The organism is Wukongibacter baidiensis (assembly GCF_050888315.1).
GTDB classification, from domain to species: Bacteria; Bacillota; Clostridia; order Peptostreptococcales; family Caminicellaceae; genus Wukongibacter; species Wukongibacter baidiensis.
Genome location: NZ_CP138202.1, coordinates 3,420,340 through 3,432,651, shown reverse-complemented (window position 1 = coordinate 3,432,651; position 12,312 = coordinate 3,420,340). Strand labels below are relative to the sequence as shown.

Annotated in this window: 10 protein-coding genes; 8 read left to right on the top strand and 2 right to left on the bottom strand. The window is 34.1% G+C overall.

The features are described from left to right. Window positions 1-17 precede the first annotated feature (17 nt). Window positions 18-1,160 carry an agmatine deiminase family protein gene (locus tag R9X47_RS15435; protein ID WP_432661950.1) on the bottom strand — a complete coding sequence of 381 codons (1,143 nt, stop codon included), beginning with the start codon at window positions 1,158-1,160 and terminating at the stop codon, window positions 18-20. Between the two features lie 297 nt (window positions 1,161-1,457). Then, window positions 1,458-2,390, bottom strand: a complete 933-nt coding sequence (locus R9X47_RS15430) for a response regulator transcription factor (protein WP_432661949.1) — start codon at window positions 2,388-2,390, stop codon at window positions 1,458-1,460. Window positions 2,391-2,659: 269 nt separating this feature from the next. Here R9X47_RS15430 and R9X47_RS15425 point away from each other — a divergent pair, with 269 nt between their 5' ends. The 8 genes from R9X47_RS15425 to flgK all read left to right on the top strand — a co-directional run bounded on the left by R9X47_RS15425 (window position 2,660) and on the right by flgK (window position 12,292). Further along, a complete protein-coding gene (locus R9X47_RS15425; protein WP_432661948.1) occupies window positions 2,660-3,904 on the top strand; it encodes a GGDEF domain-containing protein in 1,245 nt (414 codons plus the stop codon). A 186-nt stretch (window positions 3,905-4,090) separates the two neighbouring features. Beyond that, entirely contained in the window at window positions 4,091-5,068 is a 978-nt protein-coding gene (locus R9X47_RS15420) for an aromatic acid exporter family protein (protein WP_432661947.1), read from the top strand. Window positions 5,069-5,157: 89 nt separating this feature from the next. After that, the gene (locus R9X47_RS15415) at window positions 5,158-5,646 is read left to right on the top strand and encodes a GAF domain-containing protein (protein ID WP_432661946.1); all 489 of its coding nucleotides are present in this window, start codon (window positions 5,158-5,160) and stop codon (window positions 5,644-5,646) included. Window positions 5,647-5,856: 210 nt separating this feature from the next. After that, on the top strand, window positions 5,857-7,641 hold the full coding sequence (locus R9X47_RS15410) for an ABC transporter ATP-binding protein (protein WP_432661945.1): 1,785 nt from the start codon (window positions 5,857-5,859) through the stop codon (window positions 7,639-7,641). Between the two features lie 194 nt (window positions 7,642-7,835). Continuing rightward, entirely contained in the window at window positions 7,836-8,630 is a 795-nt protein-coding gene (locus tag R9X47_RS15405) for a GNAT family N-acetyltransferase (protein ID WP_432661944.1), read from the top strand. Between the two features lie 322 nt (window positions 8,631-8,952). Then, window positions 8,953-9,408 (top strand): flagellar hook capping FlgD N-terminal domain-containing protein, encoded by a 456-nt coding sequence (locus R9X47_RS15400; protein WP_432661943.1) that lies wholly within the window; start codon window positions 8,953-8,955, stop codon window positions 9,406-9,408. Between the two features lie 96 nt (window positions 9,409-9,504). Continuing rightward, entirely contained in the window at window positions 9,505-10,845 is a 1,341-nt protein-coding gene (locus tag R9X47_RS15395) for a flagellar hook protein FlgE (RefSeq protein WP_432661942.1), read from the top strand. A gap of 34 nt (window positions 10,846-10,879) precedes the next feature. Next, the gene (gene flgK / locus R9X47_RS15390; protein ID WP_432661941.1) at window positions 10,880-12,292 is read left to right on the top strand and encodes a flagellar hook-associated protein FlgK; all 1,413 of its coding nucleotides are present in this window, start codon (window positions 10,880-10,882) and stop codon (window positions 12,290-12,292) included. Window positions 12,293-12,312 lie beyond the last annotated feature (20 nt).

Below are 12,312 nucleotides of genomic sequence, written 5' to 3'. Positions count from 1 at the left end.
TGTTGATAATTCTTTATTTATTTGGGATTTGCTATAGGCTGCTGTTGTGTAACACAATGTATCATTCCACCGTCAGCGAACAGATCTCTTACATCTATTCCTATTACTTCTCTATCGGTGTATATATCCTGAAGAATTTTGTTTGCAACCTTATCATTTGGGTCATCATAATTTGGAACTAGAACAACCTCGTTGGCTACATAGAAGTTCATATACGCCCCTTTCATCCATTCTCCATCAACTTTCACAACATTATTCTTAGTTGAAGGTAGAAATACAAAGTCATAGGGTCTACCATTAATATTCTTAGCCGATAATAATTTTTCAGTATCCTCATATTCTTCGAAATCAGGGGATTCTGGATTAAATTCTGGTGCAGCAATTATAGTTTTATCATCATAGATTTTTATCATCCCATCTATGTGATTGTCGGTAATATCCATACCGGCTACTCCATCTAGCCATATAAAATTAGTTACTCCATAATATTTAGTGAGATATGCTTCTATCTCTTCAATTGAAAAGTTTGCTGTTCTGTTATCATTGTTGACACAGCTAAGTGTAGATATAACGGTTCCATTTCCATCTAGTTCAAGGGCTCCACCCTCCATTACCATATCAATATCCACCTTTGGAATTCCAATTGATTCACTTATCTTAGTTGGTATAGAATTATCTTTTTCATAGGGAGCTTTGTTTCCCCAACCATTGAACTGCCAATTTTGTATTACCAGGTTATCTTCTTCATCATATGCAAATATAGGCCCATTATCTCTAACCCAAACATCATCAGTAGGAAAGACATAGAAATCTACCTTAGTCATATCAATGTCTTCTTTTTCCAATAAAGCTTTTACACGTTCTTTTTCTTTTTCATCATAAACTATAAGGTGTACATTTTCGCCTTTTACGAGCCCCCTTGTCATCTCTATCCAAATGGGGTCATAGACCTCGCTGGTACCTTCATATGTATAATCGTGGGGCCACTGCAACCAAGTCCCTTCATGTTCTGAATTTTCATGGGGAAAATAATACCTCTTACCATCATCTACTGCTTTAGTATCTTCCTTATGATCTATGGTTGCATTTGCGCACCCAATAGAAAGAAGCATAGTTAGAATTACTAAACATGATAATAATTTAAAATTTTTGTTTAACATTGTATTTCTCCTTTCAACTCTGTTGTATTAATTTTGTTTGTAATCTAAAAGTAGCAAATATTTGTAATCATTAAAATCTGTCATCAGTAGTACTTTTTAATATTTGTAGTCGTAAAAAAGTAATATAAGGCGACTATAACTAAAGTTATAGGGCCTTAAACTGTTGAAAATGCTTAGATTGTAAGAAAGCTAATTTTAGGAATAAATTTGAAAAATATAGAAATTAAACAAAAAATAAAAAGCCTCGGTTAAATTCCACTTTAGAATTAACCAAGACTTAAACCAGAGTTAAAATGTTTAATCATTCATTATTTTTTTCATTATTTGATTTCTATTAGAAATATCGGCTTTCTTAAAAATATTATAAATATGTGTCTTTACAGTTCCTTCTGTAATATGAAGTGTATTACTAATTTCTTTGTTTGAATACCCATCTATAACCAATCCTATAATTTCTTTTTGCCTAGTGGTTAAGGAATAGGTTATGCAAAATTCATTTAACTTTTCATCTATACTCTTTTTATCAAATAAACCCTCAAAGCTGCTGTATAGATTCTTTATCCCAAGTACGCAAATCAAAAGCTTTATAATGTCAAAGGGAATATTCCTATATTCTAGTGCTACTGCCATAGGTGTTTGAAGTGGATTGGTAGAAGGATTCATATAAGAATCTATATAATAAAGACTACTATCTATAATAGCTAAGATGCTCAATGTAATAATAGCTACTGCAAGAATTCTATATCTTTTTGATATCTTTTCATTAAACCTATTGGGGTTGCTATTAATATTTTTATAGGTTCTAAGGCTTATATAGCAAAGTGCTATGAAAAAGGAAATGTAGATTAATCCTTCACCAATTTCATAGGGAGCTAAAATAACTATTATAGCTAAAACAATAGGCAACGCCACACAAAGCTGTTTTTCTCTAACTGAAAACTTATCATTAAATAGCTCTGAAATGATTAGTCTAGTAGTTAATATAATTGCGAAATATACCATGTAAATAATTATATAAATTATATTGCTAGTTCCATATAACGACTCAAAACTAGATGAAAATTCAGACATATAAATCATAGAATTATCAATTATCAGCAGCAAATACAGTAAAGATAAAAACAAAAATCCTCTGTTTCTGTTTTTCATATAAATAACATAAAAGCCTGTAAGGGCTATGGTAAAAAATATTGTTAAAACTATATTATATCCGAAGAGTATATCGTTCAATAAAAGTCACCCCTATAATTCTTTAAACTAGGGATATTTTATCATATAGAGACAGATCAATCAATTTACAGCAAGCAAATCCTTAAAGCAATAAGTATAAAGTACTACTTTATTAAATCAATTGGAACTTAGAGGAGATAGAATGTTATAATGGGACATATGAAGGGAATTCTAACTTTACTTTTCACAGCATATAAGCTAACTCTTTGTGAAAGTACAGCATGATTATATAAGAAAAAAATTTAGACGGAGAAATAGAGGAGGACACGATGGAGGTAAGAGATAGTAATAACACTTTTCAAAGGTTCAGCAGTCCATTTGCTCCAATTTCAAATGATCTTAGAGATGAATTTTACAGAAGGATTGCGAAAGAAAATTTTACAAGGATTATAATTATAAGCATTATATACATATTGTTTGAAATACAAGTTAGGCTTACAGAAGTAAATATGCATATAGATGATAGAGGTAAATTCTTAGAATTTATAATCGTTTTTCATGTTATAGCCATTTTAATTTCATTTTGGTTAGGATTTAAGAGGAAGCGAACCAATGGAATGATAACACAGATTATTATAGATCTATACTGCATTATACTTGTATATTGGGCTGTGACTGTTAGTCTTAAGCAAGTAATCAGAACTGGTTCAATTACAATGTTTATACTTACATTGACGGGAACATCGGCACTTTTTTACAGACGTGAATTAGTAACTTTAGTTACGAACTTTGGAATCTATATATATTTTAATCTTAAAATCAAACTATTAGAAAAAGCATCCATGATGGGAGAGCTTAGAAATATGCCTTTGAGAAATCATCCGCCAGGCTCGCCTACGATTGACCAATTTCCACGAGGTCATGCTCCATATTCGCCGTCGGTTCCACATCCTCCAGCAGAAACGCTTTTTAATCTACAAAGTGTTAAAAATTATATAATGGATGCATTTTTAATGACAATGATTTGTTGTGTGATAGGAATTATTTTATATAGGCTACGTTTAAAGGTTTTTCTTGAGCAGAAGACTTTAGAGGAGTTAGCGTTAAAGGATTCTATGACAAATCTCTTTAATCATAAAACTATATGTGATTCACTAATCCAAGAAATCAAGAGATCAAAACGAAATTTGCAGCCTGTTAGTATACTTATGACTGATATAGATCATTTTAAGAATATCAATGACACCTATGGTCATCAAGTTGGTGACCAAGTAATAATTAAGATTTCAAAGCTGTTAACTGAGATTTGTCGCGAAACCGATTATGTAGGTCGTTATGGAGGCGAGGAATTTCTTATAGTTCTTACAAACACCAATAAAGATGATGCAATGAAGTTCAGTGAACGGCTCCGCAGTGAAGTTGAAAAAATGGATTTTGGACTATCTTCTAGGGTTACTATAAGTGGTGGAGTAAGAACCTATGAAAAGGAATCTGCAGAAGAAATGATAAAGCTTGCAGATGGAGCATTATATCAAGCTAAGGAAAAGGGTAGAAACCGCATTGTCAGTGCTTAATAAATTAAATATATGTTATTATTAAAATTGGTATGGATCATTTGAGAGAATGATGAGAAGCTTTAAGGGGGTGTACTCATAGGATTTTTTTATGGGACATCCCTTTTCTTATGAAAAATTTGGATGAAAGGGAATCAATGAATACTATAAAGAGAAATGGGTAGAAAAAAATTGAGGTGAAATTAAATGAGAGATTTACTCTACAGAGCAACAAAAATAGCAATTGGTGTTGTTCTATCCATACTTATATCGGATTTTATTGGACTAAAGTATAGTACCACAGCTGGTATCATATGTATGATTAGTATCCTTGATACAAGAGTTCAAACATACGTGGTGGGGGTGAAAAGACTCATAACATCGGTGATTGCAATAATTATAGCAACTATTTTAGTTCGAACCGGTGGACATGATTTAATTTTGTTAGGTATTTTCTTGATGCTATTTATACCAATATTAACGGTCTTAAAAAGTACAGAAGGGCTGACAGTTAGTACAGTTTTAGTAAGCCATATTTATAATCTTGATACTTTGAACCTAGATATTATGTTTAATGAGATAGCTCTACTATTAATTGGGATGATGGTAGCTTGGGTGATGACTCTTCACGTACCTAACAAAGAAAAAGAAATAAAAGACATACAATTAGAAGTAGAAGAGCTAATAAAAAGTATTTTAAACAATATGAAGCTGCAGCTACTAAATCAATGTTCCATAGAAGATCAAGAAGATCTTTTGAAAAGGTTAGACTACATTATAGCTAAGGGTCTTGATTATGCTATTAGTTTCAATAATAATTTTGTATTAAAGGAGAATAGCTATTTTATTAAGTATTTTCAGATGAGAAGACAACAATATGAAATCCTTATGCATATGCAAAAACATTTTCAAAGAACCTTTATTACTGGTGAGAGAGCAAAGTTATTAAGTAAGTTTACTGAAAAACTAGCTAAGGAATTAAATGAATGTAATACTGGAGAACATCTTTTAGCAGAGGCTGACTCCTTAAAGGAGCATTATCAAAATACTGAGCTGCCCAAAACCAGGAAGGAATTTGAAAATAGAGCCGTCTTATATCAATACTTCAATGATTTAATCTATTTTATTGAGATTAAATCGAAATTCATGACTGAACATGGTGAGATAAAGTATTGTAAAGTATAATAATCCCATAGTCTATGAAAAAGGCATAAATCATTGTTAGCACTTAGATTATAGGGTATAATAATGAAAAATGTTAGGAGTTGAGAGCTATGCATGAGATAAAAAAAGTAAAATTTAAAGATAAAAAGCAGTTTTATGATTATTTAAACTTAAAACTTACAGGTTTAATATGCGATGAACCTGATTGGCTAGCGAACCTTTCAAATACCTCTGCCTTGCTATGGCTTTTGTTGGATGATATTAACTGGGCAGGCTTCTACTTATATAAAAACGGTGAGCTTGTACTCGGACCTTTTCAAGGAAAGCCAGCGTGTACCCATATAGAAATCGGTAAAGGTGTATGTGGAACGGCTGCGAAGGAAAGGAAAACTCAAGTGGTGAAAAATGTTGATGATTTTCCTGGACACATTGCATGTGATTCAGCATCTAAATCGGAGATAGTAGTTCCAATCATTCAAGATAATGAATTAAAGGGAGTTTTAGATATAGATAGCCCTATACTTTCAAGATTTGATGAAGAAGATCAGAAGCATTTTGAAAATATAATCGAGACATTTAATAAGTATGTTAAGTTATAGATCACTCATATAATAATTTTTGGTATAATAGCCTTATATTACAAATCAATTGGAGGTAAAAAAATATGAAAAAGGAATTTAACAAATTGTAACCTTGACATGCAGTTAGATTAGAAGCACTCTATACTGAAGAACCTAGACCTCCGCCTTAACAAGTTCTTGTGAGATAAAGCTTTACAAAGACAGGACTTGAAGAGGAGGCGAATACAGATGATATATTTATTTAAAGAGGTTTGGAAGTATTCTGGAGAAGACAGATGGAAGGTAATTCTTTTTTATATACTACATTCCATTTCCTTTGGAGGGGTATTGTTAAAACCCTATGCCTTTGGAAGGGCTATAAATGAGCTTCAGGTTAATGGAATTAATGATCTAAAGCCAACTATAATGTGGATGATAGTATACATTGCAGGATTTTTCCAGTTTGAAATTTTCCATCGTACAGGGCAGTATTTTGTAGTGACAACAGCACTGAGAAATCAAAAAAGGTTTATAAATGATATGTATGATAGAGTATGTAACTTGCCTATGAAGTGGCATATGGATCATCATTCTGGTGAGGTTGTTAACCGCATCAATGTTGCAGGATTAGCCCTAAGAGATTTCGGCTTTGCCCAATGGAAATATATTGAGCATATAGTTTTATCCATTGGACCTATTATAATCTTGAGTAGGATATCATGGCAGATTGCCTTAATCAGCTTAGTACTTACCATTATAAATTTAATTGTTGTTGAAAAAATGAATAAAGCAATTCAGATAATACTGCATAGAAAAACTGAGAATTTTCACAGTTATTCTGCTAGATTAATAGACTTTGTAAGCAATATTAGAACTATAATTTCCTTGGGACTTAGAAGGCAGACGGGTAAAGAGTTAGATAAAAAATTCATTGGATATTATAAGGAAAATATGAATGAATTTAAGATCAATCAACCTCGCTGCTTCGTAATATCCTTTGGTTTGATAGTCACAGAATTAATAGTGATATCATATTACCTGTGGGCTCATAAAGTGTCAGGTATACCTATTATGGTTGGAAGTCTTGTTATGATCGTCAACTATTTTAGGCAGATGAGCGATGCTTTTTTTCAAATCACTAGCAGTTTTTATGAGACACTGCGCTGGAAAACGTCTTTGATGTCAGTTAATCCAATTATACAGGGAAGAAAGAAGCCGTTGCTACCTAAGTATGAAGAAGATGCCTATAACTGGAATGATCTTCATATTAAGAAATTAAGTTTTAAATACTCCGAAGGAAAAACGATACTTTCCGATATTAACATAGATATTGCTAATGACAGTAAAATAGCTATAGTAGGACTTAGTGGTTCGGGAAAGAGCACATTGATGAGTTTACTTGCAGGTCTTTATCAGCCGAATAAAGTCAAATTAATGGCAGACAATAAGGAGTATTCAAATCTAGATTTGGCAGCCCATACAGCAATATTAGCATCACAGGATTCCGAGATTTTTGAAAATACTATCTTATATAATATAACCTTTGGACTGGAGGCTGACCCCTATGAACTTAAAAAGGTTATAGATGCCGCTCGGTTAGGTGAAGTCTTAGAGAGATTACCTAAGGGACTTGAAACCGACATAAGGGAAAGGGGAGTAAACCTATCAGGTGGTGAGAAGCAAAGGATTGCTTTGGCCAGGGGGTTATTCTTTTCCAAATCAAAAAGGTTACTATTACTAGATGAGGTTACTAGTAACGTCGATGCCCTTAATGAAAGATTAATTATGGAGCAAATTTTAGAGAATTATAAAGGCAAAGGTGTGATTTGTACTATTCACCGTCTACATTTACTAGAGATGTTTGATACAGTGCTAGTAATGGATAGCGGACGGGTAGTTCAAAGAGGATCTTTTAAGGAGCTTATTGCTACAGAAGGACATTTGAAGAAGCTATGGGAGAAATACTTAACCCATGATAAGAGTGTTAAGGGACAGCTTCGTGAGAAATCTAATAATGAGGTTTGCACATCCTAGTCTCAACAGGACGCACACGACTAAAAACTACAGAGATTCCAATCAAAACTATAATTTATACACATCAAAAATCTCTAGAAATATCAGATATTTTGATATGTATAAGGTAAGATTCACTTGGAACTCTTTATAAATTCATGACATTTTAAAGAGTGATAAATTTTAAGATGTCATGACTATAATAGGTGATATAAATGAAAGTAAAGATAATTCATAACCAAAATGAAGTATTTGAGTTTATAAAGAATAGAACAAGATACAACTATATATATCAATTTAATAATTTAGATGAGAGGGAATGGCCTAACACAATATGTTATGGATTATACGATGGCTCTACTTTAAGAGAAATAGCTATGGTCTATACCGCATATGATATACCTGTGCTTATAGCTGCCTGTTTTGAAAAAGGTAACTATAATAAAGAACTTATTTCAAGAATTAAAGGGTACCTACCACCTAAATTTTATACCCATATAGATAAGGAAACATTGGAGGCAGTATTTGATAAAAGGGATATATCAGAGTACTACGAATATGTGAATATGGGTATCGATGATTACTCTAAAATAGAAAGTCTTGATAGGAAAAATACTGTAACTATAACCTACGCAGATTTTAAAAGAATAGAGGAACTCTTTGAAGAGAGTTATCCCGATAGCTGGCTAGACGATAGCTTGATAAAGCTTACTGATAACTTTGGAGTAGAGGTAGATAATAAACTTGTAAGCTTTGCTGGGATACACGCCTACTCAACAGCACAACAGGTGGCAGCTGTAGCCCATGTAACAACCCATCCTGAGTATAGAAATAGAGGGTATGGTAGAGACTCTATTGTTGCTTTAATAAAGGATTTAAGAGAGAAAATTAAGTATATAGGACTTAATGTAAAGGTCGAAAACCTACCGGCCATAAAATGTTATAAGAATATCGGATTTGAAGAATATGGTAGATTTGTAGCCTGTGAAATTACAAATATAAAGAAATAAGTTACCTGGTTGAAAGGGTTTAACGGGATTATAATAATAACAGCATAGCAGTAATATATGAGGAGAGTGAGAAATCTCTCTTTTTCGAGAGGCTGAGCTCATGAGAAACTTTCATGAGACAGCCTCTTTTATTTTTTTGCCGTAAAGAGAGAGACACAAACTCCAAACAAATAACACGGTTTAGATAAAACTATCTAAGGATTTTTACTCATTTCATAATTTTTCACATTTCAAAATTATTTATCAAATTTATCCCAAAATTATCCCAACCTTCTTTTATAAGATATACATAAAAATTAAGGGAAGAAACGAGGGATTGATAATGATGATTCAATCAACTACAAGTCAAGATATGATTATACAACCTACAAATATGAATCCTCCAAAAGCAAATGATGAACTGGGACAAGAGGAATTTCTAAATCTTTTAATGACCCAACTTAAATATCAAGATCCATTAGAACCTATGGATGATACAGAGTTTATAGCTCAACTTGCTGAATTCAGTGCCCTTGAGCAGATGCAGGCTATGAATGGATATCTTAATTCTATGCAGACTTCTTCTATGATGGGAAAAACAGTGACATTTAACACCATTGATAACTCCACAGGGCTTCCGATTTTAGAGGAAGGAACAGTAGAATCCATAGTTTATAAAAATGGAAAATCTTATCTTATAGTAAATGAAAAAGAGATTGATCCTCAACATGTAATAGAAGTCAGTGAACCAAAGGAAGATAATCAAGGCGATGATGGAGAGGAAACACCTGAAGTATAACTCCAAAACCGTATTTGAAATCCCATGATTTATAGAAAATTTTATTAGGACTCGATGTCCTCGAGTTTTTATTATTAAAAAGGTAGGTGCTGAAAGATGACGAGTGCGATGTATACAGGTGTGTCTGGCATGCAAGCTCACCAGATGAAGATGGATGTAATTAGTAATAATATAGCAAATGTGAATACAGTAGGATATAAATCTCAAACTATGAGTTTTAAGGAAGTCTATAATCAGACTCTTCAAGGGGCAACCGGTCCTAGTGATAGTGGACGTGGAGGAACAAATCCAATGCAGCTAGGTCATGGCGTAGGAATAAGCTCCATAAATACTATCAACACACAAGGTAGCATGCAGCTTACTGGAAATTCTACGGATTTTGCAATTGATGGAGAAGGCTACTTCGTTGTTCAGGATGAAGGTGGCGGATATATGTTTACAAGGGCAGGGAACTTTGGAGTAGATAATGATGGAAATCTTGTAACTGCGGATGGACTATATGTATGTGGATGGCAGGAGTATGAAGTCAATCCCGATGGAAGCTATGAATTTAATACAAATAAAGATCCAGAGCCGATTAATATCTTCTCCGACGAATATAACAACAACAAGAACAATATAGCACCCAAGGCCACAGAAAATGTAGTTCTTAATGGAAATTTAGATGCTTCTGAATCTCCAGAGGGAGTAGCTTTAGATGACATAGGAACTACTTCACCTGAGCCGGATTTTACTACACCCTTTACTGTATATGATGACTTGGGAAATGACTATGAGGTAGATGTTAACTTTACAAAATGCTTTGTAGATGAAACTGACCCTGCCAATCCAGTAACCACATGGTATTGGGAAATGCCATCGGATGGTGGAACTCCTACTGCCAGCGGATATTTAAAATTTGATGGAGAGGGAAACATCATTGAGGAAGCGGGATTTGAAACAAAGATAGATGTAGTAATAACCCCTGATGCAGGTACTGGTACAGGTCCATTTCCTGTGACTATGGATTTTGGATCTATATCTATGTATGGTGGTGAAAGCTCTGTTAAAACTCTTAGAACTGATGGATATCCTTCTGGAGAACTTAAGGATTTCTATGTGTCACCTGATGGAGTCATCATGGGAGTATATTCCAATGGTAAGCAGCAGCCGCTTGGGATGGTAGGTCTAGCAGAATTTTCTAATCCTGCAGGACTAGAACGAGTAGGAAACAACCTTTTTGTTGCAACACCTAACTCAGGAGAGTTTACTAGGGCATATCCTCCAGGAACCCAAGGCACAGGAACCTTAAACGTAGGATATCTTGAGATGTCGAATGTAGATATTTCAAAGGAGTTTACAGAAATGATAATAACGCAAAAAGGGTTTCAAGCAAACAGTAGGATTATCACTACAGTTGACCAAATGCTAGAGGAGCTTATCAATCTAAAGAGATAATATATAAATATTTTTAAGAGAAGGGAGGGGTAAGATGCCCTCAACTATGGGAAGCTATATGATACCCAGTAGTGGTCTTTATACAAGCCAGAGTTCTCTATATGTCACGAACAGTAATATATCAAATGTAGACACTCCAGGATATACAAGACAGCAGTCAATATCATGCAATACGAGTCCCAGTACCCAAGGTTCTTACAAGATTGGAACAGGAGTAGATATTCAACAGGTAAGACAAATTAGAAGTTCCTTTCTTGATAACTCCTATAGAACTGAAAACAGCAGTCTTGGATATTGGGAGGCACAGGCAGGCGTGATAAATGATATAGAGTCTCTTTTAGGGACTTTTTCAGAGTATGGACTACAATCTTCGATAGATAATTTTTTTCATGCATGGGATGAACTCTCTAAAAATCCTGAAAGTTTAACTGCACGGGCAATGGTTGTGGAATATGGAGTTGCTTTTACTGATACAGTAAATCAGATAGATGAGCAGCTTACCAACATTCAACAGGATATATGCAGTCAGGTAGCATCTACAGTTGATGAAGTCAATCAGATTGCACAGGATATATCAGACCTTAATGTAAAAATTATGGAATGTGAAGCGAAGGGATTAGATGCAAATGATTACAGGGATCAGAGAAACCTCTTGATAGATGAGCTTTCATATCTTACAGATATAGAGACTGTAGAGCAACCAAATGGAATGATAGATATAACAATAGGTGGAGCCTACCTTGTCAATGGTAGTAAAGCAAACAAGATGGAAGTAGAATTTTCAGATTCCTCTGGAAGCTATGTACAGGTGAAATGGGAAGGCAGCAATAAAGATGTCCAAGTGAAGGATGGAAGGCTAAAGGGATTAATGGACTGCGTAGAAGGCTCAGAGAGCATAATCTCTCAAGCGAGAAGAGAGCTGGATCACCTTGTATATACTATGGCAACTGAAGTTAACACAATCCATTCAAGTGGTTATGGTCTAGATGGAAGCACAGGAATAGACTTCTTTGTAGCTATTGACTCTAGTGAGCCTATAGGAATGGGGAATATCCAAGTGAATCCAGAACTTGATGACTTGAATAAGATAGCTACATCGAAGAGTGGTGAGCCTGGAGATAATACAATTGCAAATGAAATGGTGAGCTTTAGAAATGAAGAATACTTTGACTATGATGGTTCCAAGATGAACATTGATGATTATTGTATTTCCTTTACGACATCAGTAGGAACTGCAGGAAAAGAAGCCACAGCCTTTGCAACTCATCAAAGAGCCCTTGTGAATCAAGTACAGGTTCAGAGGCAGGCCCTTTCACAGGTATCTATGGATGAAGAAATGAACAATATGATTATATATCAGCAGGCATACAATGCAAATGCCAAGGTGTTCCAAGCCATAGATGAAATGGTAGACACTATAATCAATAGATTAGGTATATCCTATTAGGTTTGGTAAAACAGGAGGAG

Coding starts and splice junctions, on each gene's coding strand:
- flgK (WP_432661941.1), top strand. CDS start 10,880: ATGCCCTCAACTATGGGAAGCTATATGATACCCAGTAGTGGTCTTTAT.
- R9X47_RS15415 (WP_432661946.1), top strand. CDS start 5,158: ATGCATGAGATAAAAAAAGTAAAATTTAAAGATAAAAAGCAGTTTTAT.
- R9X47_RS15425 (WP_432661948.1), top strand. CDS start 2,660: ATGGAGGTAAGAGATAGTAATAACACTTTTCAAAGGTTCAGCAGTCCA.
- R9X47_RS15400 (WP_432661943.1), top strand. CDS start 8,953: ATGATGATTCAATCAACTACAAGTCAAGATATGATTATACAACCTACA.
- R9X47_RS15410 (WP_432661945.1), top strand. CDS start 5,857: ATGATATATTTATTTAAAGAGGTTTGGAAGTATTCTGGAGAAGACAGA.
- R9X47_RS15395 (WP_432661942.1), top strand. CDS start 9,505: ATGACGAGTGCGATGTATACAGGTGTGTCTGGCATGCAAGCTCACCAG.
- R9X47_RS15435 (WP_432661950.1), bottom strand. CDS start 1,160: ATGTTAAACAAAAATTTTAAATTATTATCATGTTTAGTAATTCTAACT.
- R9X47_RS15405 (WP_432661944.1), top strand. CDS start 7,836: ATGAAAGTAAAGATAATTCATAACCAAAATGAAGTATTTGAGTTTATA.
- R9X47_RS15420 (WP_432661947.1), top strand. CDS start 4,091: ATGAGAGATTTACTCTACAGAGCAACAAAAATAGCAATTGGTGTTGTT.